General features: G+C 68.1%; 25 protein-coding genes and 2 tRNA genes. 12 read left to right on the forward strand and 15 right to left on the reverse strand.

The genetic code is table 11. The annotated features are described in order from the left end of the window. Positions 1–24: 24 nt before the first annotated feature. Genes ntrC through dusB form a run of 3 tightly spaced genes read right to left on the reverse strand, consistent with a single transcriptional unit; the run spans position 25 to position 3,586 of the window. Complete coding sequence (gene ntrC, locus KOF26_RS16120; protein ID WP_216327513.1) at positions 25–1,494, reverse strand: nitrogen regulation protein NR(I); 1,470 nt, start codon at positions 1,492–1,494, stop codon at positions 25–27. Next, positions 1,494–2,609, reverse strand: a complete 1,116-nt coding sequence (locus KOF26_RS16125; protein ID WP_216327515.1) for a two-component system sensor histidine kinase NtrB — start codon at positions 2,607–2,609, stop codon at positions 1,494–1,496. The genes ntrC and KOF26_RS16125 overlap by 1 nt, the downstream gene beginning before the upstream one ends. After that, positions 2,585–3,586 carry a tRNA dihydrouridine synthase DusB gene (gene dusB / locus KOF26_RS16130; RefSeq protein WP_216327517.1) on the reverse strand — a complete coding sequence of 334 codons (1,002 nt, stop codon included), beginning with the start codon at positions 3,584–3,586 and terminating at the stop codon, positions 2,585–2,587. The genes KOF26_RS16125 and dusB overlap by 25 nt, the downstream gene beginning before the upstream one ends. A gap of 101 nt (positions 3,587–3,687) precedes the next feature. Here dusB and KOF26_RS16135 point away from each other — a divergent pair, with 101 nt between their 5' ends. After that, the gene (locus KOF26_RS16135; protein WP_216327519.1) at positions 3,688–4,851 is read left to right on the forward strand and encodes a bifunctional 2-C-methyl-D-erythritol 4-phosphate cytidylyltransferase/2-C-methyl-D-erythritol 2,4-cyclodiphosphate synthase; all 1,164 of its coding nucleotides are present in this window, start codon (positions 3,688–3,690) and stop codon (positions 4,849–4,851) included. Further along, a complete protein-coding gene (locus KOF26_RS16140; protein ID WP_216327521.1) occupies positions 4,844–5,380 on the forward strand; it encodes a CinA family protein in 537 nt (178 codons plus the stop codon). The genes KOF26_RS16135 and KOF26_RS16140 overlap by 8 nt, the downstream gene beginning before the upstream one ends. Here KOF26_RS16140 and KOF26_RS16145 read toward each other — a convergent pair. Beyond that, positions 5,305–5,802, reverse strand: a complete 498-nt coding sequence (locus KOF26_RS16145) for a type II toxin-antitoxin system RatA family toxin (RefSeq protein ID WP_216327524.1) — start codon at positions 5,800–5,802, stop codon at positions 5,305–5,307. The genes KOF26_RS16140 and KOF26_RS16145 overlap by 76 nt on opposite strands. Before the next feature lies 1 nt (position 5,803). Beyond that, the gene (gene lipA / locus KOF26_RS16150; RefSeq protein ID WP_216327526.1) at positions 5,804–6,721 is read right to left on the reverse strand and encodes a lipoyl synthase; all 918 of its coding nucleotides are present in this window, start codon (positions 6,719–6,721) and stop codon (positions 5,804–5,806) included. Positions 6,722–6,783: 62 nt separating this feature from the next. Between lipA and KOF26_RS16155 the strand changes: the two genes are divergently transcribed. Continuing rightward, complete coding sequence (locus tag KOF26_RS16155) at positions 6,784–7,416, forward strand: carbonic anhydrase (protein WP_216327529.1); 633 nt, start codon at positions 6,784–6,786, stop codon at positions 7,414–7,416. 70 nt (positions 7,417–7,486) lie between these two features. Further along, entirely contained in the window at positions 7,487–7,930 is a 444-nt protein-coding gene (locus KOF26_RS16160; RefSeq protein ID WP_216327532.1) for a hypothetical protein, read from the forward strand. 147 nt (positions 7,931–8,077) lie between these two features. On the opposite strand, the gene ettA is transcribed toward KOF26_RS16160, so the two are convergent. The 3 genes from ettA to KOF26_RS16175 form a co-directional block, all read right to left on the reverse strand. After that, on the reverse strand, positions 8,078–9,757 hold the full coding sequence (gene ettA, locus KOF26_RS16165; RefSeq protein ID WP_216327535.1) for an energy-dependent translational throttle protein EttA: 1,680 nt from the start codon (positions 9,755–9,757) through the stop codon (positions 8,078–8,080). A 129-nt stretch (positions 9,758–9,886) separates the two neighbouring features. Continuing rightward, complete coding sequence (locus KOF26_RS16170; RefSeq protein WP_435876868.1) at positions 9,887–11,167, reverse strand: glycoside hydrolase family 130 protein; 1,281 nt, start codon at positions 11,165–11,167, stop codon at positions 9,887–9,889. 97 nt (positions 11,168–11,264) lie between these two features. After that, entirely contained in the window at positions 11,265–13,580 is a 2,316-nt protein-coding gene (locus tag KOF26_RS16175) for a glycosyltransferase family 4 protein (RefSeq protein WP_253201532.1), read from the reverse strand. A 259-nt stretch (positions 13,581–13,839) separates the two neighbouring features. On the opposite strand from KOF26_RS16175, the gene KOF26_RS16180 reads away from it, so the two are divergent. Beyond that, positions 13,840–14,085 carry a hypothetical protein gene (locus tag KOF26_RS16180; protein WP_216327538.1) on the forward strand — a complete coding sequence of 82 codons (246 nt, stop codon included), beginning with the start codon at positions 13,840–13,842 and terminating at the stop codon, positions 14,083–14,085. 92 nt (positions 14,086–14,177) lie between these two features. On the opposite strand, the gene KOF26_RS16185 is transcribed toward KOF26_RS16180, so the two are convergent. Continuing rightward, positions 14,178–14,254: transfer RNA gene (locus KOF26_RS16185), tRNA-Pro, on the reverse strand. A 47-nt stretch (positions 14,255–14,301) separates the two neighbouring features. Next, positions 14,302–14,376, reverse strand: a tRNA-Ile gene (locus KOF26_RS16190). Between the two features lie 113 nt (positions 14,377–14,489). On the opposite strand from KOF26_RS16190, the gene KOF26_RS16195 reads away from it, so the two are divergent. Continuing rightward, complete coding sequence (locus KOF26_RS16195; protein WP_216327540.1) at positions 14,490–14,969, forward strand: Lrp/AsnC family transcriptional regulator; 480 nt, start codon at positions 14,490–14,492, stop codon at positions 14,967–14,969. Positions 14,970–15,090: 121 nt separating this feature from the next. Here KOF26_RS16195 and KOF26_RS16200 read toward each other — a convergent pair whose 3' ends face one another. Continuing rightward, positions 15,091–16,347: a tetratricopeptide repeat protein gene (locus KOF26_RS16200; RefSeq protein WP_216327542.1), complete on the reverse strand. Its 1,257-nt coding sequence runs from the start codon at positions 16,345–16,347 to the stop codon at positions 15,091–15,093. A 163-nt stretch (positions 16,348–16,510) separates the two neighbouring features. Here KOF26_RS16200 and yaaA point away from each other — a divergent pair, with 163 nt between their 5' ends. After that, positions 16,511–17,266 (forward strand): peroxide stress protein YaaA, encoded by a 756-nt coding sequence (gene yaaA / locus KOF26_RS16205; RefSeq protein WP_216327543.1) that lies wholly within the window; start codon positions 16,511–16,513, stop codon positions 17,264–17,266. On the opposite strand, the gene hisI is transcribed toward yaaA, so the two are convergent. Continuing rightward, entirely contained in the window at positions 17,263–17,619 is a 357-nt protein-coding gene (hisI, locus tag KOF26_RS16210) for a phosphoribosyl-AMP cyclohydrolase (RefSeq protein ID WP_216327545.1), read from the reverse strand. The genes yaaA and hisI overlap by 4 nt on opposite strands. A 93-nt stretch (positions 17,620–17,712) precedes the next feature. Here hisI and purF point away from each other — a divergent pair, with 93 nt between their 5' ends. Together purF and KOF26_RS16220 are read left to right on the forward strand one after the other, a co-directional pair. Beyond that, complete coding sequence (purF, locus tag KOF26_RS16215; protein ID WP_216327547.1) at positions 17,713–19,170, forward strand: amidophosphoribosyltransferase; 1,458 nt, start codon at positions 17,713–17,715, stop codon at positions 19,168–19,170. Further along, the gene (locus KOF26_RS16220; protein ID WP_216327549.1) at positions 19,170–19,913 is read left to right on the forward strand and encodes an SDR family NAD(P)-dependent oxidoreductase; all 744 of its coding nucleotides are present in this window, start codon (positions 19,170–19,172) and stop codon (positions 19,911–19,913) included. Before purF ends, KOF26_RS16220 begins: the two co-directional genes overlap by 1 nt. A gap of 54 nt (positions 19,914–19,967) precedes the next feature. Here the strand turns inward: KOF26_RS16220 and KOF26_RS16225 are convergent, their stop codons facing one another. Both KOF26_RS16225 and KOF26_RS16230 read right to left on the reverse strand, forming a co-directional pair. Next, entirely contained in the window at positions 19,968–21,212 is a 1,245-nt protein-coding gene (locus tag KOF26_RS16225; RefSeq protein ID WP_216327551.1) for an SAM-dependent methyltransferase, read from the reverse strand. Positions 21,213–21,255: 43 nt separating this feature from the next. Continuing rightward, entirely contained in the window at positions 21,256–21,678 is a 423-nt protein-coding gene (locus KOF26_RS16230; RefSeq protein ID WP_216327554.1) for a hypothetical protein, read from the reverse strand. A gap of 139 nt (positions 21,679–21,817) precedes the next feature. Between KOF26_RS16230 and KOF26_RS16235 the strand changes: the two genes are divergently transcribed. The 3 genes from KOF26_RS16235 to KOF26_RS16245 all read left to right on the forward strand — a co-directional run bounded on the left by KOF26_RS16235 (position 21,818) and on the right by KOF26_RS16245 (position 24,465). Beyond that, positions 21,818–22,300, forward strand: a complete 483-nt coding sequence (locus KOF26_RS16235) for an RNA pyrophosphohydrolase (protein ID WP_216327557.1) — start codon at positions 21,818–21,820, stop codon at positions 22,298–22,300. Positions 22,301–22,303: 3 nt separating this feature from the next. Continuing rightward, positions 22,304–23,404, forward strand: a complete 1,101-nt coding sequence (locus KOF26_RS16240; RefSeq protein ID WP_216327560.1) for a DUF481 domain-containing protein — start codon at positions 22,304–22,306, stop codon at positions 23,402–23,404. 62 nt (positions 23,405–23,466) lie between these two features. Next, positions 23,467–24,465 (forward strand): arginine N-succinyltransferase, encoded by a 999-nt coding sequence (locus tag KOF26_RS16245; protein WP_216327564.1) that lies wholly within the window; start codon positions 23,467–23,469, stop codon positions 24,463–24,465. 12 nt (positions 24,466–24,477) lie between these two features. Here KOF26_RS16245 and KOF26_RS16250 read toward each other — a convergent pair whose 3' ends face one another. Further along, positions 24,478–24,897 (reverse strand): response regulator, encoded by a 420-nt coding sequence (locus KOF26_RS16250; RefSeq protein WP_216327567.1) that lies wholly within the window; start codon positions 24,895–24,897, stop codon positions 24,478–24,480. Positions 24,898–24,919: the final 22 nt, after the last annotated feature.

The following is a 24,919-nucleotide window of genomic DNA, read 5'->3' on the forward strand; positions in this document are numbered from 1 at the left end:
GGCTGGGCGCAGCTGTGGCGCGGATCAACCCGGGCTTCCGCCGGAGCCGCCCATCCGCCGGACATCGCCTGCGTCGATGCCGCGATCGCCGAGCTTTTTGCGCAGCGTGTTGCGGTTGATGCCGAGCAGGCGCGCGGCGCGGAGCTGATTGCCCTTGCACGCCGCCAGGGTCAGGCGGAGCAGCGGGCGTTCCACCTCGTCCATCAGGCGGTCGAGCAGGCCGTCGGGCGGCAATTCGCGGCCGAAGGCGGCGAAATAGCGCGTCAGATGATGCTCGACGGCTTCGCCGAGACTGTCCTGTCCGCCATCCCCGGACAGCGCCGGTGCGGGCAGGTCGCGCGCGCCGAGCTGTCGCGCCACCTGCGTGCTGCCGATCACATCCTCGCGCGTCAGCGCGGCGAGGCGGCGCATGAGATTCTCCAGCTCGCGGACATTGCCCGGCCAGCTGTGTGCGGCGAGGGCCGCCGCGCCGTCCTCGGACAACGCCTTGCGCGGCAGCCCGTCGGCGGCGGCGCGATCGAGGAAATGGCGTGCCAGCTCCCCGATATCGGCGCCGCGCTCGCGCAGCGGCGGCAGCGTCATCGGCACCACGTTCAGCCGATAGAACAGGTCCTCGCGGAACAGCCCCTCAGCGATCAGCCGCGGCAGGTCTTTGTGGGTCGCAGCGATGATCCGCACATCGGCGCGGATGGCCCGCGTGCCGCCCACGGGCGAATATTCGCCGGACTGGAGCACGCGCAGCAGCCGCGTCTGGGCGTCGGCCGGCATGTCGCCAATCTCGTCGAGGAACAGGGTGCCGCCCTGCGCCTGCTCGAAGCGGCCGGCGGTGCGCGCCTGCGCGCCGGTGAAGGCGCCACGCTCGTGGCCGAACAGCTCGCTCTCGATCAGCTCGCGCGGGATCGCGGCCATGTTGATCGCCACGAACGGCCTTGTCCGGCGCGAACCGAGGTCGTGGATGGCCCGCGCCACCAGCTCCTTGCCGGTGCCGCTCTCGCCCAGCACCAGCACGGTGAGGTCGTTCGAGACGACGCGCGCGATCGTCCGGTAGACGTCCTGCATCGGCGGCGAGCGCCCGATCAGCGGCAGCTCCTCCCCGGCCGCCTCGCTGTCCGGCATCGCCACCGCGCCCCGGCTGGCGATCGCCGCCGCCACGGCGCGGGCCAGCTCGTCGAGGTCGAACGGCTTGGGAAGATATTCGAACGCGCCCTGCTCGTTGGCGCGCACCGCCGTCGCCAGCGTGTTCTGCGCGGACAGCACGATCACTGGCAGGTCGGGCTGGGCGGCGAACGTCTCGGTCAGCGCGTCGAGGCCGTTGCCGTCGGGCAGCACCACGTCGGTCACCAGCACGTGCGGCCGGAAACTGGCGAGCGCGGCGCGCTGGGCGGCGAGCGAGGTGGCCGTCTCCACCACATAGCCTTCGCGGCGCAGCGCCTCGCGCACCACGGTGCGGATGGCGGCGTCGTCATCGACGACGAGGATGCGGTGCGGCGCCATCAATCCTTCACCCGCGGCAGGAGCAGGCGGAACACGGTGCGCTCCGGATCGCCCTCGCGGCGATATTCGATGACGCCATCATGATCGCCGACCAGCTTGTCGACCAGTGTCAGCCCCAGCCCGCCGCCGCTGCGCTTGGAGGAGATGAACGGATCGAACAGGTGCGCACCGATCGCCTGCGGCGCGCCCGGCCCCTCGTCGATCACGCACACCTCGATCGGCAGGTTAATGCGCGTCCGTGCGCTCTTCGACGAACCCATCGAGATGCCGTGGCGATAGGCGGTGGTGAGCGTGATCGTGCCGTTCATGATCCCTTCGCGCTCCATCGCTTCGACGGCGTTCTTCACAAGGTTCATGAAGATCTGGACGAGTGAATCGCGATGGCCGTAGACCTCGGGCAGGGAGGGATCGTATATTTCGCGCACGGTGCAGCCGGCGGCAAAGCCCTGCCGTGCTACATCGCGGACATGGCCGAGGATGGCGTGGATATTCTGCGGCCCGCGCTCCAGCGGGCGTGTGTCGGTGAAGCCTTCCATCCGGTCGATCAGCGCGGTGATGCGGTCCACCTCGTTGCGGATCAGCGCGGTCAGCGCTCGCCCACCCTCGTCGGCCCCACTCTCGAGGAGCTGGGCGGCGCCACGGATGCCGGACAGCGGATTCTTGATCTCGTGGGCGAGCATCGCCGCCGCGCCAACGGCGGTGAGCGTGCCGGCCTCGCGTTCGGTGCGTCGCCCGGCCAGCGCCTGGGGAGTGCGGCCATGGATGGTGATCGCGCGCCAGCCGGGCCGCTCCGGCAACGGCGCCGCCATCAGATCGACCTGCGCCTTGCGCCGACCGGGCAGCGCCACTTCGAGATCATAGGCGGCGAACGGCTGGTCGACCGGCATCGAGGTCAGAGGGTGGCCGATCAGCTCCTCCACCGGCCGTCCGACCAGCGCCGGACGGCTGAGGTTGAGCAGCGCCTCCGCGGCGATATTCGCCTCCGCGATGAGACCGTCGGGATCGAGCACCAGCACCGCCGTCGGCAGCGTGGCGAACACGTCCGCGAATGGCTGCGCGCCCGGGCCGGCAGCACCCCGGCGGAAGCGGATCAGGCCGCTGCCCGGGAGAGCCACGGGGCGTAGAACCCTTCGAGAAGCCCGAGCACCCGGGCGGGATCGGCGACCTGGTTGACGCCGTTGCGGAATTCGGCCGAGCCGTGCAGACCGCGCGTGTACCAGCCGATATGCTTGCGCATCATATTGACGCCGACGTCGCGGCCATAATGGTCCAGCGTCTCGTTATAATGGTCGACGATCAGCGCATATTGCTCGTCCAGCGTCGGGTCGGCGCGCCGTTCGCCGGTTTCCAGCCAGTGCATCACCTGCGCCAGCAGCCACGGCCGGCCATAGGCGCCACGGCCGATCATCACCCCGTCCGCGCCGGACTGGTCGAGCGCGGTATCGGCGTCCTCGATCGAGCAGATGTCGCCATTGACGATCACCGGGATCGCCACCGCGTCCCTGACCCGGCGCACGAACGACCAGTCGGCCGAGCCCTTGTACATCTGGTTGCGGGTGCGGCCGTGGACGGTGACCAGCTTCGCGCCGATATCCTCGGCGATGTGGGCAAGCTCCGGCGCGTTGAGGCTGTCATGGCACCAGCCCATGCGCATCTTCACCGTCACCGGCACGTCCACCGCCTTCACCACCGCCTTGATCAGGCTGGCGGCGAGCGGCAGGTCGCGCATCAGGGCGGAGCCCGCCTCGCCGTTGACGACCTTGCGCACCGGGCACCCCATGTTGATGTCGACGATCGCCGCCCCGCGGTCGGCGACCAGCTTCGCCGCCTCCCCCATCTCGTAGGGCGTGCAGCCGACGAGCTGCATCGAAACCGGCTCCTCGATGCGATCCCACATCGCCTTCTGTACGGATTGGCGCGTCTCGCGGATCGCGGCCTGGCTGGCGATCATCTCGGTGACGTTGAGCCCCGAGCCGAAGCGGCGCACCGCGCGGCGGAACGGCAGATCGGTGACGCCCGTCATCGGCGCCAGGATCACCGGCGTAGAGACCGTCACCGGTCCGATCGAGAGGGGCTTGAGACGCGGAGCCATAAAAATCTGCCTATAAATTAAGCACGCCCTATCCCATGCCGGGCGCCGCGACAAGCGCGGGGGCTTCCCCCCGGGCTCTTCCGCGTCTAGTGGGCGCCGCGATGCAACAGGGGAAGCGCATCGTCGCCCTGGTGGTGGCCGCCGGACAGGGCGTCCGTGCCGGGGGCGGCGTGCCCAAGCAATATGCGCCGATCGGCGGCAAGGCGATGATCGCCCACGCTGTCGACGCGCTCATCGCCCATCCGGCGATCGACGCCGTGCAGGTGGTGATCGCTGCCGGTCAGGACAAGATGTTCGCCGAGGCGATAGGCGATCGAGCCCTGCCCGCGCCGATCATCGGCGGCGCGCTGCGCCAGGATTCGGTGCGGCGCGGACTGGCGGCGATCGACGCCGACATCGTCCTCATCCACGATGCCGCCCGCCCGTTCGTACCGGCCGCGGTCATCGACCGGCTGCTCGCCGCGCTCGATGCGGCGCCCGGCGCCATTCCCACCCTGCCGGTGGTCGACACGCTCGCGCGCGGCAGCGCCGATCGCCTGCTCGGCGCGCCGGTGTCGCGAGAAGGGCTGCACCGGGTACAGACGCCGCAGGCGTTCCACGCCAGGGCGATTCGCGACGCTCATCAGCGCTGGCCCGGCGGCGAGGCGACCGACGACGCACAGGTCGCCCGCACCGCCGGCTATGAGGTGGCGCTGGTGACCGGCGACGCCGCGCTCGACAAGCTCACCCACGCCGCCGATCTTTCCGAGGCACGACGCCGCATGACCCTGATCCCCGATGTGCGCACCGGCAGCGGCTATGACGTCCATGCCTTCGTGGCTGGCGATCATATCTGGCTATGCGGCCTGAAGATTCCGCACGTCGCCGGCCTCGCCGGCCACTCCGACGCCGATGTCGCCCTGCACGCGATCACCGACGCCTTGCTCGGCGCCATCGGCGACGGCGATATCGGCATGCACTTCCCGCCCTCCGACCCGCAATGGAAGGGCGCCCCCTCGCACCGTTTCGTCAGTCATGCGCGGGACCTCGTCCTCGCAAAGGGCGGGCGGATCACCCATATAGATGTCACCATCATCTGCGAGGCCCCGAAGGTCGGCCCTCACCGCGCGGCGATGCGCGGCGAGGTCGCGCGCCTGCTCGGTATCGCGGAGGATCGGGTGAGCGTAAAAGCCACCACAACCGAAGGTCTCGGCTTCGCCGGGCGGCGCGAGGGGATCGCGGCCCAGGCTACGGCGACCATAGTCCTGGAGAATTCCCTTGTCTGACCTGATCGATCCGAGCCTTATCGCCGCCGCGCTCAAGGTGATCGACACCAATCGCGAGGCCGGCCGCCGTGTCGCCATCGCGGAAAGCTGCACCGGCGGCCTCGTCTCCTCCGCGATCACCGAGATTCCCGGCGCGTCCGACGTGTTCGATGCCGGCTTCGTCACCTACGCCAACGACGCCAAGCTGAAGATGCTCGGCGTGGCCAGCGACCTGCTCGAGACGTTCGGCGCGGTCTCGGTCGCCGTGGCATGGGCGATGGCGCAGGGCGCGCTCAACAAGAGCGACGCCGATGTCGCCGTTGCCATCACCGGCATCGCCGGTCCGTCCGGCGGGTCGGAGAAGAAGCCGGTCGGCACCGTCGTCTTCGCGCGCGCGGTGCGTGGCGCCGATCCCACCGATGTCGTCGCCGAGATGCGGCAGTTCGGCGACCTCGGCCGCAGCGAGATCCGCCGTCAGGCCGCGCTGTGCGCGCTGGAGCTGCTGGTTCCGGCCGAAGAGCCGCGTCCGGCATCGGTGCCGGTGCCGTAAAGCGCCTGGGCGCGGGCTTCGAACGCGCCGATCATGCGGCGGAGCGCCAGGTCGAACACCTGGCCCGCCAGCGCCTCGAAGATGCGCGAGCGGAAGGCGAAGTCGACCGAGAAATCGACCAGCGTGCCGCCCTTCCCGTCCGGCCGGAACTGCCAGTCGTTGCGCAGATATTTGAGCGGGCCGTCGAGATAATCGACATGGATCTCGCCCGGCCGCTGCTTGATCACGCGGGAGGTGAAGCGCTCCCGCAACGCCTTGAAACCGACGATGAGGTCGGCGACCATCTCGGTCTCGCTGTCCGAGCGGACGCGCACCGCCGACACCCAGGGCAGGAACTCGCCGTAGCGGGAGACATCCGCCACCAGCTCGAACATCTGCTCCGGCGTATAGGGCAGCGCCCGGGTTTCCGCATGACGGGGCATGTCAGCGCCCGAGCTTCGCCTCGCGGGCGGCGCGCATCTTCTCGAAATCGTCGCCGGCATGATAGCTAGAACGGGTCAGCGGAGTCGCCGCCACCAGCAGGAAGCCCTTGGCGCGCGCGATCGCCCCATAGGCGGAGAATTGCTGCGGGGTGGTGAACTCCTCCACCTTGGCGTGCCTGGGCGTCGGCTGGAGATATTGGCCCATCGTCAGGAAATCGACATCGGCCGAGCGCATGTCGTCCATCACCTGATGGACCTCCAGCCGCTGCTCGCCGAGCCCGGTCATCAGGCCGGACTTGGTGAAGATGGAGGGATCATGCCGCTTCACGCTCTCCAGCAGACGGAGCGATGCGTAGTAGCGCGCGCCGGGCCGGATCGTCGGATAAAGCCTCGGCACGGTCTCCAGATTGTGATTGTAGACGTCCGGCCGCGCCGCGACGATCGACTCCACTGCCGCCTCCGCCTTGTTGCGGAAATCGGGGGTCAGGATTTCGACGGTGGTGGCCGGGGTGGTCCGCCTCAGCGCCTCGATCACCTTGACGAACTGCGAGGCGCCGCCGTCCGGCAGATCGTCCCGATCGACAGAGGTGATGACGATGTGGCTGAGCCCCATCTCGGCGGCCGCATCGGCGACATGCTGGGGCTCCAGATTGTCCACAGCGCGCGGCATGCCGGTCTTGACGTTGCAGAAGGCGCAGGCCCGCGTGCACACGTCGCCGAGGATCATCACGGTGGCGTGCTTCTTCGTCCAGCATTCCCCGATATTGGGGCAGGCCGCCTCCTCGCACACCGTGGCGAGGTTGAGTCGGCGCATCAGTTCGCGAGTCTCGCTGAAGCCCGCCGAGGTCGGCGCCTTCACTCGAATCCAGTCGGGCTTGCGCGTGCGGGCCGGACGCGCGGCGGGAAGCGGCTCTGTCATGTCAGCGCAAATAGCGATAGGCAGCGCGCGTTGCCACCCCCGCTGCCCCGAGGAGCAATTGCATGGCGGACTTTGCTGAGCTGATCACCGGATATCATCGTTTTCGCGACCATGGCTGGCGTGTCCAGCGCGAGCGCTGGGCCGAGCTGAGCGAAGGGCAGAGCCCGAAGGTGATGGTGATCGCATGCTCGGACAGCCGGGTCGATCCCGCTCAGATATTCGACACCTCGCCGGGCGAGATCTTCGTCGTGCGCAACATCGCCAATCTGGTGCCGCCGTTCGAGCTCGGCGGCGGCCGCCACGGCGTCTCCGCGGCGCTGGAATTCGCCGTAACCCAGCTTGAGGTGCCGGAGGTCGTGGTGCTCGGCCACGGCGCCTGTGGCGGCGTCAATGCCGCGCTGACCCGCAAATTCGCCGGGGCGCGGCCGGGCGAAGGCGGCTTTATCGACCATTGGGTGGACCTGCTCGATGAGGCGCGCGACCGGATCGTCGCCGAACATGGCCATGGCCCGGAAGCGACCCACCAGATGGAGCTGGAAACGGTGCGCGTCAGCCTCGCCAACCTGCGCACCTTCCCCTGCATCCCGGAACGCGAATCGGCGGGCAAGCTGACCCTGCGCGGCGCCTATTTCGCGATCGCCGAGGGCGTGCTCCACCTGCTCGATCCGGCTACGGACGAATTCCGCCCCGCCTGACCGGCGGGAACGAGACGCGACCTGCCCTCGTTCTCCGCTTCGGCGGGGGACGATTGCAGGAGAATGTCCCATGTCGTCTGCGAAGATGATGATCGGCGCCGTGCTCGCCATGCTCGCCGCGCCGCTGACCGCGCAGGCCCCTGCTCCGATGCAGGAGGGTGATACGCCGAAGCAGCGCGCCGTGAACGCCGTCGAGGCGCCGGTGACGCAGCACCTTAACCAGACCGTCGACGCGGCCACCGCCGCGCGCGACGCCCAGCGTGCCGACGCGGCCAACGCGGCGGCCGATCTCTCCGCGGCCCAGCAGGAGCAATATGCCGCCGACATGTCGGCCTATCGCAGCTCGGTGCAGGCGCATCGCATGGAGCTGGCCCGCGACGAGGTCCGCTACGCCCGCCAGCAGCGCGCCTATGCCGACGCCATGGCCGCCTGGCGCCTCCAGGCCCATGACTGCCAGAAAGGCAGCAAGGCCGCCTGCAACGCGCCCCCGCCCGATCCCGCCGCCTTCTATTGACGCCCTGATCGTGCCGGCCTCGTTTCAGCATCCACCCGGCCACAAGCGCCGCGATGCGCGGATGGGTGGACCCTGAAACGAGCCTGCCCTGAGCCTGTCGAAGGGTTCAGGGCGACGGTGCGGGTGTGGCGACCGGCTGCCGGTGCCTCAGCGGGTCAGCCGCTTGTAGGCCAGCCGGGTCGGCCGGTCGGCCTCGTCGCCGAGGCGGCGCCGCTTGTCCTCCTCATAAGCTTCGAAATTCCCTTCGAACCATTCGACATGGCTGTTGCCCTCGAAGGCGAGGATGTGGGTGGCGAGACGATCGAGGAAGAAGCGGTCGTGGCTGATCACCACGGCGCAGCCCGCGAAGCTCTCCAGCGCATCCTCGAGCGCGCGCAGCGTCTCGACGTCGAGATCGTTGGTCGGCTCGTCGAGCAGCAGCACGTTGCCGCCCTGCGCCAGCATCTTTGCCATGTGGACGCGGTTGCGCTCACCGCCCGAGAGCTGGCCGACCTTCTTCTGCTGGTCGGTGCCCTTGAAGTTGAACGCGCCGACATAGGCGCGGGTCGCGACCTCGTGCTTGCCGAAATAGAAGCGCTCATTGCCGCCCGACACTTCCTCCCAGACATTCTTGTTGGGATCGAGATGGTCGCGGCTCTGGTCGACATAGCCGAGATGGACGGTCTCGCCGATCTTGATCGAGCCGGCGTCGGGCTGCTCCTGGCCGGTGATCAGCTTGAACAGCGTCGACTTGCCCGCGCCGTTCGGCCCGATGACGCCGACGATGCCGCCCGGCGGCAGGGTAAAGCTCAGATCCTCGAACAGCAGCTTGTCGCCATAGGATTTGCTGAGGCTCTTCGCCTCGATGACGTTGCCGCCCAGGCGCTCGGGCACCTGGATGAGAATCTGCGCCTTGCCGGGGCCGCGCTCCGCCTGCCGCTCGACCAGCTCGTCGAACGCGCGGATACGCGCCTTGCTCTTGGTCTGGCGGGCTTTGGGCGTCTGCCGGATCCACTCCAGTTCCTCGCGGATCGCCTTCTGCCGGCCCTCCTCCTCGCGCTCCTCCTGCGACATGCGCTTGGCCTTGGCCTCGAGGAACCCGGAATAATTGGTGTTGTAGGTGTAGTAGCGACCGCGATCGAGCTCGAGCACCCAGGTCACGACATTGTCGAGGAAATAGCGGTCGTGCGTCACGAGGATGACGTTGCCGGCATATTCCTTGAGGTGATTTTCGAGCCAGGCGACGCTTTCGGCGTCGAGGTGGTTGGTCGGCTCGTCGAGCAGCAGGATGTCCGGCTTTTCCAGCAGCAGGCGGGTCAGTGCCACGCGGCGCTTCTCGCCGCCCGAAAGATTGTCGACCGCAGAGTCGCCCGGCGGGCAGCGCAGCGCCTCCATGGCGATCTCAAGCTGGTTGTCGAGCGTCCACCCGTCGACCGCGTCGATCTTCTCCTGGAGCGTGCCCATCTCCTCCATCAGCGCGTCGAAGTCCGTGGCGTCGGTCGGATCGGCCATTTCCGCCGAAATCGCGTTGAAGCGATCGACGAGATCGGCGACCGGCCGCACGCCGTCCATGACGTTCTGCTTCACGTTCTTGGTCGGATCGAGCTGCGGCTCCTGCGGCAGATAGCCGACGCGGATGCCTTCGGCCGCCCATGCCTCGCCGGAGAAATCCGTGTCGATGCCGCCCATGATCTTCATCAGCGTGGACTTGCCGGTGCCGTTGACGCCGATGATGGCGATCTTGGTGCCGGGCAGGAACTGCAGGCTGATGTTGTTGAGCACCGGCTTGGGCGCGCCGGGATAGGTCTTCGTCAGGTTCTTCATGACGAAGCTGTATTGGACGGCCATCGGCCTGGGGCTCCATGTCTGGGGTGTCTCGGTCGCCGCGGGGCCTAGCCCAGCACCCACGGCTTTGGCAAACAGGTGGGAGGCGCCGGCCTGCTTTGCAATCCGGTGATTGGCGTTGCGATGCGCCGGTCAGGCGGGCCGAACGCGGCGCGGACGCCGGCGGCGGTGATGCGCCGGCTCGTCAGGCGAGTGCATCGCGGCGAGCAGCGCATCGATCGGCACGAACGCGAAGCCGACCGAGCTGTCCGCCACGCCATAGGGCATGAACAGCAGGTCGCCATGGCGGATCGCGCCGCAGGTATAGACCACGTTCGGCACATAGCCCTCGCGATCCTCGTCCGCGGCCGACAGCAGCGGCTCGGCCAGCCGCCCGATGACCCGCGCCGGATTGTCCTTGTCGAGGAGGATCGCGCCGATCGAGTATTTGCGCATCGCGCCGACGCCGTGGGTGAGCAGCAACCACCCTTCGTCCAGCTCGATCGGCGATCCGCAATTGCCGATCTGCACCTGCTCCCACGGATATTTGGGGGTGAGCAGCAGCTCGCCCTCGCCCCATCTGTCGATGGAGTCGGAGCGCAGCAGGAACAGATTCTCCCCGTCCTGCCGGCCGATCATCATATATTCGCCGTTCACCGTGCGCGGGAACAGCGCCATGCCCTTGTTGCGCGCGGCCGGCCCGCCGAGCGGCGCCAGCACAAAGCTGCGGAAATCGCGCGTGCGCAGCAGCTCGGAGCGGATCGTCGTGCCCGAATAGGCGGTGTAGGTGCCCAGCCACTCGACCGAGCCGTCGTCATGGGTGAACTGGACGAGGCGGAGGTCCTCCAGCCCGTTGCGCTGCGCCGCGGTGATCGGGAACAGCACGGTGCCGGACAGCGTGCTATCGTGATGGCGATGGACCTCGATCGCCCCGTCCATGAGTTCGGTGGCGCTGTCGGCGGCGGTGGCGAAGGGCGGCTCCGGCGCCAGCTCGAAATGGACGCCGGGGCTCAATATCCCCTCGCGAAACGAGACGGACGAGATATGCCCCTCACCCACCGCGCGCAGCGACATGACGATGCGCGTCGATCCTTCCGAGAGACCGCTCTGGTCGGGGTGGGCGATGATGCTCGGGTTCATCAGCGCGGCGGCGGCATAGCTGTATTCGTGGCAGAAATAGGCGCCGATCAGCTGGCGCTTGGTCTCTGAGATGAAGGATTCGTCGAGGCCCAGCACCTCGCGGATCTGCAGATAGCGCGTCATGAACACGCCGCGCGTCTGCCAGTGGCGCGCCTCGAAATCCTTCAGCACATGATCGAGCTCGGCCGCCGCTGCGTCGTCATCGAGGGCGAGCACGGAATCGGCGATGCGCCGCACCCGGCTCGGCCCCATGCCGAACGAGCGCGCCTCGATCGGGATATGGAAAGGACGCACCACAACCCGGGACGGATCGGCCTGTAAGCGAAGCGGCCAGTGAATCGTCTCGTTAAGCAAGCAGCTCTGACCCCCCGGGCGCCAAGCCAGCGAATCGTCAGCCTGTGGCTGCGTCCACCGATTCCACCCGATCAACTGTCTCGGTGGACAGAGCATTGCCCGCTGCACGCGCCATAGCGCAACAGCCAAATTGATAGGCGAGGATGGATTCGGCACCCTGGTTGAGGTTGGTTCGATCGCTCATCAGCCCGTCATGGCAGCCACCATCGGCGAGGCTGGCGATCGGGGTGCCCAGATCATTGGCGCCGAGGAACCAGGAATAGGCCCGCTGCGCCGCCTCGCGCCAGCGCGCTGCGCCGGTCGCGCCATGTGCGTGAAGCATCGCCTCGATCGTCGCCCACGCCTCGACCGGCTGCTGATCGAACGGCAGCGGCGGCATGAAATGGCGCCCGAAGCTGTCGGTGCCGACCGGGCGGAACTGGCCGTCGGCATTGGTCTGGATGGTGTCGAGCCAGCCGAGCGCGGCGAGCGCGTCCGCCTCCATATCGGCATCGCCCAGCCGTCGCGCCGCGCGCAGCATCGCCTCCGGCAGGCGGGCATTGTCGTAGCCGAGCACCGGCTCGAACCATTGCCACCCTTCACGCCGCACAGCCCGGAACTGGGCATGGATGCGGCGTCCGAAATCGGCGACGAAGGTCCGCGCCAGATCATGGCCCGGATGCGCCTCCAGCACCGCGTCGCAGCCGAGGACGGCGAACGCCAGGGTGCGCAGGCTGCGCAGCTCCTGCGCATGGGGCAGAACCTGGTTGAACAGATGGAGCGCCCAGGCGCGCATCTCGCGGCGCCTCGCCTCGGCGACGGTGACGCCGATCGCCCAGAGCGAGCGGCCGAAGCTGTCCTCCGACCCGGCCTCTTCCAGCCAGCGGCGATCATAGCTCATGAAGTTGCGGAACCGGCCCCGATCGCCATTCCAGGCATGCTGCATGAACGATGCGTAGATGGTCGCGAGCTGGTCGGCGCGGGCCGCCTCCTCCCCGGTGATGCGGTGCATCAGCATCAGCGCCCGGCAATTATCGTCGACGCAATAGCCATGGTCGCGATCGGGCACGGTGAAGATGGCGTGCTGGGCGATGCCGCAGCTGTCGGTCATCCGCTCGACGGCGTCGAGCCGTGGCGGCAGCGGCGCGAAGGTGTGGACGCGCATCTGCGGGCGGCCGAACCGGCGCGGGCGCTGGGTGATCGCGGCGGCGAACACCGCGACATAGGCGATGGCCAGCCGGCTCCACGTCATGCCGCGACCGAGCAGCCAGGCGGCGCGGCGCATCTCGTCGAGCCGCGCCGGATCGTCGAGCATGCCGACAATGGCTTCGGCAAAGCCGTCCGCATCGCCGACCCTGACGAGCCTTCCGATCGCGTCGCTCACCAGTTCGGCGGCATGCCAATAAGGCGTCGATACGACCGGCTTGCCCAGCGCCACCGCGTAGGACAGCGTCCCCGAGGTGATCTGCGCCTCGTTGACATAGGGCGTCACGTAGATGTCGGCCGCGGTGAGATATTCCATCAACAGTTCGTGCGGCACGAACCCGTCGACGAAGCGGATGTGATCCGCCACGCCAAGTTCCGCGGCAAGCGCCTGGAGGCTTTCGCGATAACGCTCGCCCTCGCGCAGTACGAGGTGCGGATGGGTCGCGCCGAGCACGACGTAAAGCGAGTCCGGGTGCGCGGCGACGATCCGCGGCATGGCGCGGATCATCGTCTCCAGCCCCTTGTTCGGAGACAGCAGGCCAAAGGTCAGCAGCACCTTGCGGCCGTCGAGATCAAAGGCGCGCTTCTCGGCCAGCCCGTCGGTCAGCGGCCGGTCGGGCACGCCATGGGGAATGACGGCGATGCGGTTGTCGGCGACCCCATGGACGCGCCGCAGAATGTCGCGGCCCTTCTCGGCCATCACGATCAACCGCGCCGCGCGCCGCACAAGCGCCTCGATGACCGCGCGCTGATCGGCGTTCGGGCTTTCCAGCACGGTGTGCAGCGTGACCACCACCGGCGCCTCGACGCGGTCTAGCAGGCGCAGCAAATGGGCGCCGGCCGGGCCGCCATAGATGCCATATTCGTGCTGGACGCAGACGATGTCGGCGCCGCTCTCGTTGATGCGACGGGCCGCCTCCCGATAGGAATCGATGTCGTCGCGCGCGATCGTCATCGTCACTTCCGGCGGATAGGCGTGGTCGACGCCCGGGTCTTCCATCGCATAGACGTCGACTGCGGTGTCCGGATAGGCGTTGGTCAGCGCGGCGCGGACATCGGCGGTGAAGGTGGCGATGCCGCAAAGCCGCGGGGGATGATTGCCGACAAGGGCGATGCGTCGCGGCGGCGGCGATGCCTTGCCGACGCTCACGTCCATGCTGGCGCTCATCTCCATCTCACATCCCCGGAAAATGGCTGCAATCCGGGCGGATTGCGGCGGTTTTGCTTGCCGGTCTAAATGCTTCGCGGGGGAGAAAGTTTCGCCGCTCGTGTTGCATTGCGGTAAGCGGAGTGCAACCTTTGCCCGGCGGGGCGCGTTCATCGGTCGGTAATTTATCGTTGACGGTTACCAAGCCGCCGCTATGGGGTGCGCGCCGGGACGGCATTCGGGCCGGCCCCGTTATGGATTCACTTTGGGAGCTGCTCGAATGAAGAAGCTTAGCTTTGTTCTCGCTGCCGCCGGCCTGATCACTCTGGCCGCCTGCAACAAGTCGCCGGAGGCTGCTGCCGCCGACAATGCCGCCGACAACACCGCCGCCGCGATCGAGAACCAGGCCGATAACCTCGAGGCCGCCGCCGATAACGCGACGAACGAGGCCAGCGAGCAGGCGCTCGAGAACGCCGCTGACAATGCGCATGCCGCGGCCGATGCCGTTCAGGACAACGCGCACTGAGCTGACCCGGCCTGACGGCCGATCGGATGAACGGGCGCCTCCCCCTGTGGGTGGCGCCCGTTTCATTTGCCGGCCTCGATCATCGGACGAAATGGTCGGGGAGACAGGATTCGAACCTGCGACCCTCTGCTCCCAAAGCAGATGCGCTACCAGACTGCGCCACTCCCCGTCGCGGGCCGCCCTAGCCGCTCATGCGCGGAAAGGCCAGCATGCGGATGGTGGGCCCGGCAGGATTCGAACCCGCAACCAAGCCGTTATGAGCGGCCAGCTCTACCCTTGAGCTACAGGCCCCATCATCCGGAATGGTGGCGATAGGCAGCGCCGCGGCGAGTGGCAAGCGGCTTCGACAATTGCACGGCCCTGAAACTTTCTTATGATGCTCGTCATCCTGGAGGAAGATTCGCATGGCATTGACCGCCCCACTTGATCCAATCGACCGAATTATCCTCGCCGAGCTGCAGGACGAGGGCCGCATCACCAATGTCGAGCTGGCGCGCCGCGCCGGCCTGACCGCCCCGCCCTGCCTGCGCCGCGTCCGCGCGCTGGAGGAGAATGGCGTTATCGATGGCTACCACGCCCGCCTGAACGCTGCCTCGCTTGGCTATGGGATCATGGTGTTCGCGCTGGTCAGCCTGAAGAGTCAGGCCGAAGATGATCTGCGCGCCTTCGAAACGCATGTCGCCAGCCTGCCCGACGTGCGCGAATGCCATATGCTGAATGGCGAGATCGACTTCATCCTGAAGATCGTCGCCCATGACCTGCAAAGCTTTCAGGCCTTCCTGACCTCGAAGCTGACCACCGCGCCCAACGTCGCCAGCGTCAAGACTTCGCTCACCATCCGCACGTCGAAGGATTTGCCTGGCGTGCCGGTGGACAACGAATAGAGCGCCCTCGGCTCGGGGGCGCGCGATCATCCGTCCCGTCGGTTCGCCGGAAATGGCCCTGGCAGCAAAAAGGGCGGCGACCCTCGCGGGTGCCGCCCTCTTCGCATCTGCCGAATAAGGATCAGGCCTGCTGGCTGATCCAGATCGTCCAATATTCGGCGATCGGCTTGCGCGCGCCGGTGACCTGCGCGAAGGCGGCGATCGCCGCCTCCTTCTGGCCGCTGCGCGCCAGCGCGATGCCGAGGCGGGTATTGGCCGTCGACGCATCGACGCCGCCCTTGGTCAGCGCCAGCTTGTACAGCTCCGCCGCCTTGGCATAGTCGCCATAGCCGAGATAGGCGTCGGCGGTGTTCATCGCCGGGCGGCCATCGGCCGCGGAGGCCGCGCGCGTCGCCGAAGCCGGGAGCGACGCCTTGTCGGCGGCGATCTTCGGCGAGGCCAGCGCCTTCACTTCGCCCAGCGGCTTGCTGCTGGCGTCGACCATCTTCGAGTTGAAGCCTTCGTCGATCACCGCCTCGGCCTCGCCGGGGAGGCCGCGGTCGAGCGCGGCGGAGGCATATTCGAAGAAGTCGCGCTCGCCATTGAGTGCCTTCGCGGCGCGGGCGAGGCGATAGAGGTCGAGCGTGGCGTTATCGTCGAGCGGGTTGTCCTGACGATAGATCTGGAGCGCCGTGCGCCAGCTGGTCGGCGTCGGATATGCCTTCACATATTCCTCGCTCCACTTCAGCGTCTCCGGCTTGAGCTTGGAATCATAGGCGATGCCGAGGCCGCGCTTATACCAGTTCTCATTCACCGGCTGGCCGCTCGCCTTCTGCGCCGCCACGGCCTTGTCGAGGGCGTCGAGCGCCTCCTGCGGCTTCTTGTTCTGATATTTGATCTCGGCCAGCGCGACGAGGTTGTCGGGCTTGTTCGGGTCGATCTCGTTGAGCTTGGCATAGGCGGCCTCGGCCTTGGCCATGTCCTTCGCCTGGGCGGCAAGCGCGCCCTGATTCTTGTAGAGCGTCGGCAGGTCGGCGGCCGGCGCGCTGCCGCTGCCGATCACCTGGTCGATCGCGGCGGCGATCTTGGCATTGTCGTTCTGCTTCGCCGCGATGTTCAGCTTGGTGATGCCGATGACATATTTGTCGTCATTGGTCTGGGCCAGCGGATCGGCGGCGGTCAGCTTCGCCTCGGCCGTGGCGAAATCATTCTTGCCGGCGGCTTCCTGCGCCGCGCCGACATTCTCGCGCACGCCCTTGCTCAGCTTGAATTGCGGCTGCGCGGGCTGCTCCTCTTTTTCCTTCTTGTTGCGCTGGGCGTCCGCAGGAGCAACGGCGACGACCCCCGCGACCCCAAGGGCCAGGGCGGCGCCGAGCGTCATCGACGATATCTTACGCATGGAAATCAAACCTCCTCCTATCGGGCCCCGCAGGACGCCACACGACCGCACAGCTATAGCCTAGGCGGGCGGGTGACAAGCGTTCCGGGGTGTTCCGAAATATGTCCCGGGCCGCCTGAACCTGGCCTTGACCGGGCCCGCACCGCTGCTACCCGCTGCGCGGATGCTCGCCCTCATCTCACCTGCCAAGACGCTTGATTTCAAGTCCCCTTTGCCGCCGTTGGAGGCCAGCCGGCCGCGTTTCGCGACGGAGGCCGAAACGCTCGCCGCCGCCGCCGCCAGGCTCGGGCCGAAGAAGCTCGGCCAGCTCATGCACATCTCGGACAAGCTCGCCACGCTCAACGCCGAGCGTTATCGCGGCTTCGTGGATCAGGCGGAGCGGCCGGCGCTCTTCGCCTTTGCCGGGGACGTCTATACCGGGTTCGAGGCGAAGACGCTGGACGATCCCGCGATCGCCTTCGCGCAGGACCATGTCCGTATCCTCTCGGGCCTTTACGGTCTTTTGCGCCCGCTCGACCTGATCCGCCCTTATCGGCTGGAGATGGGCACGCGCTGGGCGCCGCGTCGCAAAAGCCTGATCGACTGGTGGGGCCGGCGCATCGCGGCCCTGCTCGCCGAGGATATGGAGGAGGTCGGGACGAAGGTGATCGTCAACCTCGCCAGCCAGGAATATTGGGCGGCGATCGCCCCCTTCCCGCCCAGGGGCGCGCGCATCGTCACCATCGATTTCCGCGAGCAAGGCCCGGACGGCCTGCGCTTCAACAGCTTCGCTGCCAAGCGGGCGCGGGGCATGATGGCGCGCTACCTGAGCGAGCATCGGCTGGACGACGTCGAGGCGCTGAAAGGCTTCGACAGCGACGGCTATCGCTGGCACGCCGCCGAATCGGACGGCGACAGGTGGCTGTTCGCGCGGGGCTAGTCCCGCACCAGCGCCCCGCCCTCGATCCGCCGGTAGAAGCAGCTGCGCTCGCCGGTGTGGCACGCCGGCCCGGCGGCATCGACCTTCAGCCAAAGCGCGTCCTGATCGCAGTCGATGCGCATCTCGACGACGCGCAGCACGTGGCCGGAGGTCTCCCCCTTCTTCCACAGCCGCCCGCGCGAACGGGACCAGAAATGCGCTTCCCCGGTCTGCATCGTCGCTGCGAGCGCGTCGGCATTCATATGGGCCAGCATCAGCAGCTCGCCGGTGCGGTGATCCGTGGCCACCGCCGTGACCAGCCCGGCCGCGTCCCATTTCGGCGCAAGCGCCGTACCCTGTTCGATATCCGTCATGATTTCGTCATCTAGCCCATGCTTGGGGGGCGACAAGCCCCCCGCCCATCCCTATATGCGCGCCCATTCCTCAGCCACCGGGTTCCGCGATCGATGCTCACCACCCATCCGTTCGACGACGACAAGCTGCACGAGGAGTGCGGCGTTTTCGGAGTGTGGGGGGCAGATGCCGCCTCCGCCATCGCCGCGCTTGGCCTGCACGCGCTCCAGCATCGCGGCCAGGAGGCAGCCGGCATCACCAGCTGGGATGGGCATCAGTTCCACACCCATCGCGCGATGGGCCATGTCGCCGGCAATTTCGATCGGGACGACATCATCCGCGGCCTGCCCGGCAAGGTGGCGATCGGCCATGTCCGCTATTCCACCACCGGCGAGACGGCGCTGCGCAACGTCCAGCCGCTGTTTGCCGAGCTGTCCTCGGGCGGCTTCGCCGTGGCCCATAACGGCAACATCTCCAACGCGATGAAGCTGCGCCGGGACCTCGTCCGCCGCGGGTCGATCTTCCAGTCCACCTCGGACACCGAGACGATCATCCATCTCGTCGCCACCTCCAGCTACCGCACGCTGCTCGATCGCTTCATCGACGCGCTGAAGCAGATCGAAGGCGCCTATTCGCTGATCTGCCTGACCAGCGAAGGCATGATCGTGTGCCGCGATCCGCTCGGCATCCGCCCGCTGGTCATGGGCCGGCTCGGCGACAGCTACATCTTCGCCTCGGAGACGGTCGGCCTCGACGTCGTCGGCGCTTCCTATATCCGCTCGGTCGAGCCGGGCGAGCTGATCATCGTCTCGGACAAGGGCCTGCGCTCGCACCGGCCGTTCGCGCCGGTCCGTCCGCGTCCGTGCATCTTCGAGCATGTCTATTTCTCGCGGCCCGACTCGATCGTCGATGGCTCGTCGGTCTATTCGGTGCGCAAGCGCATCGGCGCCGAGCTGGCGATCGAGGATCCGATCGACGCCGATCTCGTCATCCCGGTGCCGGACAGCGGCACGCCGGCCGCCATCGGCTATGCCCAGCAGTCCGGCATCCCGTTCGAGCTGGGCATCATCCGCTCGCACTATGTCGGGCGCACCTTCATCCAGCCGGGCGATCAGGTCCGCCATCTCGGCGTCAAGCTGAAGCACAATGCGAATCGGGCGCTCATCCAGGGCAAGCGCGTGGTGCTGATCGACGATTCGATCGTGCGCGGAACGACCAGCCTCAAGATCGTGCAGATGGTGCGCGATGCCGGCGCCGAGGAGATCCATATGCGGATCGCCAGCCCGCCGACGCGGCACAGCTGCTATTACGGCGTCGACACGCCCGAGCGGGCCAAGCTGCTCGCCGCCCAGATGTCGGTTGCCGAGATGCGGGATTACATCAAGGTGGACAGCCTCGCCTTCCTGTCGATCGAGGGGCTTTATCGCGCTCTCGGCGAGGACGCGCGGGAGGAAGCGCATCCGCAATATTGCGACGCGTGCTTCACTGGCTCCTACCCCACTCACCTCACCGATCAGGAGGATCTGGCGCCAGCGGACCAGCTCTCCATGCTTGCCGAGCGGATTGCCTGATGTCGCGCGCTTATGAGGGAAAGCTGGCGCTCGTCACGGGCGCCTCGCGTGGGATTGGCGCGGCGGTGGCCGAGGCGCTGGGCGCTGCCGGCGCGCATGTCGTGCTCGTCGCCCGCACCGCCGCCGGGCTTGAGGAAGTCGAGGAGCGCATTCATCAGGCCGGCGGCTCGGCGACCATCGCCCCGCTCGATCTCGCCGCCGGTGACGGCGTCGCCCGGCTGGCGGCGGCGGTCGGCGAACGCTGGAAGTCGCTCGACATCCTCGTCCTTAACGCCGCCATGCTCGGTTCGCTGACCCCGGTTCCGGCGATCGACGGCAAGGAATTCGGCCGGGTGATGACGCTCAACGTCATCGCCCAGCAGGCGCTGCTCGCCGCCTTCGATCCGCTGCTGCGCGCGTCTGCCGAGGCGAAGATCATCGGCATCACCTCGTCGGTGGCGGCCTCCCCGCGCGCCTATTGGGGTGCCTATGGCGCGTCCAAGGCGGCTTTCGAGACGCTGCTCCTCGCCTATGGCGACGAGATGAGCAACATCTCCGCGATCCGCGTGGCCATCGTCGATCCGGGCGCCACCGCCACCCAGATGCGCGCCCGCGCCTATCCCGGCGAGGATCCAGCAACGATCCAGAGCCCGGCGCAAACGGCGGACAAGCTGATGGCCCTCTTGGCGGAGGATTTCCCGACCGGCGCCCGCCGCCGGCTGGCCGGCTCCGCGCGCGGACAGAAGGAAGCGGTGGGGGCCTGAGCCGGGGCCAAACCCGAAGTCTTTGCAGCTGTGGATGACGAAGGGGCGGGCTGCTCAGTTCTTGACCAAGGTTACCTGCGCCACATCGATTCCGCCGCCGCGGAAGCCGCCTTCGCAATACATCAGGTAATAGCGCCATAGCCGGACGAACCGCGCGTCGAAGCCGGCGGGCAGCTTCCCCGCCGCAGCCGCCGCATCGAAGCGGACGCGCCATTGCTTCAGCGTTTCGGCATAATCGGGGCCGAAGCCGCGGCGGTCCTGCCATGACAGGCCGAGCCGCCCGGCGATCGCCCGGAAGCGGCTTTCCGAGATCAGCAGCCCGCCGGGAAAGATGTAGGTCTGGATGAAATCGGCATTGGCGGCATAGGCTTCGAAGATCGTGTCATCGATCGAGATGAACTGGATTGCCGCCCGCCCGCCCGGCTTCAGCACGCGGGCGATGGTGCCGAGATAGGCCGGCCAATATTCCTCGCCGACCGCCTCGACCATCTCGACGCTGGCGACGGCGTCGAACCGCCCGGCCACATCGCGATAGTCGACGAGCTCGATCACCGCGCCGGTACCGGCGAGCCGCGCCTCGGCGAACGCCTTTTGCTCCTCGGAAAGGGTGATGCCGAGCACATCCGCGCCGCGCCCCGCCGCCCGCTCGGCGAGCCCGCCCCAGCCGCAGCCTATCTCCAGCAAGCGGTCGCCGGCGGCCAGCTCCAGTCGATCGAGCAGCAGGTCGATCTTGCGATGCTGGGCGGCCTCCAGATCGTCGCCCGCGCTCCACACCGCGCTGGAATAGGTCATCGAGGGATCGAGCCAGGCGGCGTAGAAATCATTGCCGAGGTCATAGTGGAAGGCGATGTTACGCCGCGCCCCCGCGCGATCGTTGCGGCGCAGCGCGGTAAGCCGCCGGTTCAGCCACCGCACGACGCCGCGCGAGCGTCCGGCGCCGCCCAGCGTATGGCGATTGCGCATGAACAGGTCGAATAGCGGCACCGGGTCGGGGCTGGTCCATTCCCCCTTTTCCCACGCTTCATACCAGCCGACCGAGCCCCCCACCGCGAGACGCACCAGCGCACGCCAATCCTTGAGCTCGACATCGGCGACCGGCCCGGCGCGCCGCCCGCCGAGGCGGCGGCGCGATCCCTCCGGCAAGGTGAGGTCGATCGCGCCCTCGGCCAGCCCGGCGTCGATCCGGTCCAGCAGCCGGCGGAACCCCGGCGCCACCAGCCGTGCAAGCCAGCCTTCGCCCGTGGCGAACAGCCGGCCCGCCCTCAGCAAATGATGTCCGCGATGGACGGGCGCATGCATGGCATCAATATGCGCTCGTTACGGCGGAAAGAAAGCCCGCGCGTCAGGGCTTCTGGGTCGCCGCCGGCGCCGGCGCCGCCCGGGCGCTCTGGGCCAGCACGACGCGCGCGAAAATCTGCCGATCCTCGGGCGGCAGGGCGCGCATCGTCTCGGCGATTTTTTCCGCGACGCGCACCCGCGCCTCCCCTTCCGCCTGCGCCTCGGCCTTGAGCAGGCCCGCAAAGCCCTCGACGTCGATCGGGTTTGCGGTGGCGATGGTGCGCAGCCGGTCGCGCAACGCCTGTCGCCGCGCGGCATAGGCCGGCGCGTCCGGATCGGGCGCGGACAGGCGCTGAAGCACGGCGATTCCCGCCTCGGTCATGCCGAACTGGCGCATCTGCTGGAGGTAGCGGGGCGGCGGGCCGGGCGCGGCGGCCGGCGCCGCAGGTGTGGCGGCCTGGAGGGCGATCATCAGGGCGAGAAGCATGGCCACCGATGTACCAGCCGCCGCCCCCGTCCGCCAGCGTCCGCCGCCGCCCTCGCCCGCCACGCCGCGCCGATGCTTTTCACCCGGACGGGGGGCGGCTAGGGGCTGTGTCCCGCGACATCCCCGCAGGAGACCGGCAATGAGCGAACTTCCCTATCGGCCAGCGGCCGCGATCATGCTGCTCAATGCGGAGGGCAAGGTGTGGGTCGGCCAGCGCCTCGATAATGCGCTGGAAGCCTGGCAGATGCCGCAGGGCGGGCTCGATCCCGGCGAGAATCCCCGTGCCGCCGCGCTGCGCGAGCTGGAGGAGGAAACCGGCATCCGCGCCGATCTGGTCAGCATCATCGCGGAAGCGCCCGAACCCCTGCTCTACGATCTGCCGGCCGACCTCGTCGGCAAGGTGTGGCGCGGTCGCTATCGCGGGCAGCGCCAATATTGGTTCCTCTGCCGCTTTCTCGGCACTGATGCGGATGTGAACATCGCCACGCCCGAGCCTGAGTTTCGGGCCTGGCGCTGGGCCGAGCCCGCCGAGCTGCCCGACATGATCGTGCCGTTCAAACGCGCCCTTTACGAAGATGTGCTGAAGCTCTTCGCCGATCACCTCACCTTGCCCGAGGCCTGAATTATGAAGTCGTCGCCGATCGCCGCCGCGCTGCTCTGCGCCACCCTGGTCTGCGCCGCGTCGCCCGCCGACGCCGCCAAGCGCCCGGTGCGCCGCTCCGCGCGGCAGCGTGTCGCCACGCCGCCCCCGCCGCCGCCCATCCCCGTGGTCTGGGCGCAGGCGCCGCAGCCGGCGCCGCTGCCGATCCTGATCGTCGCCCCGCCCGAGCCGCCGGCCCCGCCGGTGGTCATCGCCGCGCCGCCGACGGTGGCGCTGCCCGACGCGGTGAAGGCGCTGCTTGCCGAAGCCGCGAAAACGGACGATCCGGCGATTCTGGCTTCGGTCGCCAAGGTGGCGCGCGCCGCCAATCCGCAGAATGCCGGCCAGATCGATGCCGTCGTCGCCCAGAACGACGCCAAGCTCGCCGAGGAAAAAGCCCGCGCCGCGCGCGAAAAGGCCGATCGCCTCGCCAGCGCCGCCTTTCTCGATCTCCTGAAGGGCGAGGTCGAGCTCGGCGCTTCGCTGGCCGCCGGCAACAGCAACTATCTTGGCCTCTATTCGGCGGTGTCGCTGACCCGCGAGGGGCTGAAATGGCGGCACAGCTTCAGCGGCCGCGTCGATTATCAGCGTACCGACGGTACCACCACCACCGAGCGCGCCACCGCGGCCTGGCAACCGCAATACAAGATCGACGACCGGCTCTATATCTTCGGCCTCGCCCAGTACGAGCATGATCGCTTCCTGGGCTATGATCTGCGTCTCACCAGCGGCGCCGGCCTCGGCTACACGCTGGTCAACCGACCCGGACTCAAGATCGACGTCACCGGCGGCCCGGCGCTGCGCTACACCCGCGGCTTCGAGACCGAGGACCGCAGGACGGTGGCCGGCCGCGGCTCGCTGGCCGTGCGATGGACGATCGCGCCCGGCATCTCGTTCAGCCAGGACGCTGCCGTCTTCTACGAGGAGGAGGACAGCAACGCGACCGCCACCACCAGCCTCGATACCAAGCTGATCGGTGCGCTCAAGGCCCGGCTTTCCTACAACATCACCTTCGAGCAGGACTCGCCCGACACCCGCAAGAAGGTCGACACGCTGAGCCGCGCGACGCTGGTCTACGCATTCTGAGGGGGGTGGCGGGGCGTCGCCTTCCGCCCTATCCTCTGCATGTGGTGAGGGAGGACCCGGCAATGAGCTGGCTGGTCCGCGCGGCGCGGGAAAGCGATCTCGGCGCGCTCTACGAGATGGCCAAGCTGACCGGCGGCGGCTTCACCAACCTGCCTGCCGATCGGGCCGCGCTCGCCGCCAAGCTTGCCCGTTCCGCAGAGGCCTATGCCAGCAGCGAGGAAGCGCCGGGCGATCATCTCTACGTGCTGGTGCTCGAGAACGCGCAGACCGGCGCGGTGCGCGGCACGGCCCAGCTATTCTCCGGCGTCGGCCGTAGCTCTCCCTTCTACAGCTACCGGCTCGGCACGCTGAGCCAGATCAGCCGCGAGCTCGGCCGCACCTTCCGGGCCGAGATGCTGACGCTGACCACCGACTATGAGGGCTGCTCGGAGGTGGGCGGCCTGTTCCTCCACCCGCGCGAGCGGGCCGGCGGGCTCGGCATGCTGCTGGCGCGCAGCCGCTACCTGTTCATCGCCGGCCACCGCGCCCGTTTCGCCGCACGGATCATCGCCGAACTGCGCGGCGTCATCGACGAAGGGGGCGGCTCCCCCTTCTGGGACGGCCTGGGCGCCAAATTCTTCGGCATGAGCTTCCAGGAGGCGGACGAGTTCAACGCCATCAACGGCAGTCAGGTGATCGCCGATCTCATGCCCCGCCACCCCGTCTATACCGCGATGCTGCCGGAGCCCGCCCGTGCGGCGATCGGCCGCCCGCATCCCGGCGGCCGCGCGGCGATGCGCATGCTGGAGGCGGAAGGCTTCGCGCATGAGGGCTATGTCGATCTGTTCGATGGCGGCCCGACGATGGTCGCGGCGACCGATGCGCTGCGCTCGATCCGGCTGGCGGAGCGCAGCGTCCTCGCCGGCATCGCCCCCGGCGGCGCACGCAGCCTGATCGCCTCAGGCCGGCTGGCCGATTTCCGTGCCTGCTGGGGCCTTTCCGGCGAGGGCATGATCGATGCCGGGGCGGCGGCCCTGCTCGATGTCGCGCCGGGGGACGAGGTGATCCGGGTCGCGGCCTAGCGCGCCGGCGGGTTACACGAACAGCTTGAGCGCGCGCGGCACCCGCCTCGGCTCGCGGCCGGTGGCGATCGCCTCGATCACCTCCAGCGCATCCATCAGGTCGCGCGCGGCATAGGGTTTGCCGAGACAGCCGACCGAATAGGATTCCGTGCCGCTCGGGCATTGTCCGGCCACGAACAGCACGCGCACGCCCTTGTTGGCGGCGGCGTGGGCGACATCGATGCCGGTGCCGCCGCCCCTCAGGCTGATGTCTGCGAGCACCAGATCCAGTTCCTGCTCGGCGATCACCGCCAGCGCGTCGACCACCCGGTCGACCGTCGCCACCACCTCATAGCCGGCTTCGGCGAGCATATGTTCGTTGTCGAACGCGACCAACGGCTCGTCCTCGACGATCAAGACCTTGCGAATGATCCGTACACGCTTACTGAACAAGCCGTCCTCCGTACCGCTCCGC

It is taken from the genome of Sphingomonas quercus, from assembly GCF_018863195.1.
Lineage (GTDB): Bacteria > Pseudomonadota > Alphaproteobacteria > Sphingomonadales > Sphingomonadaceae > Solisphingomonas > Solisphingomonas quercus.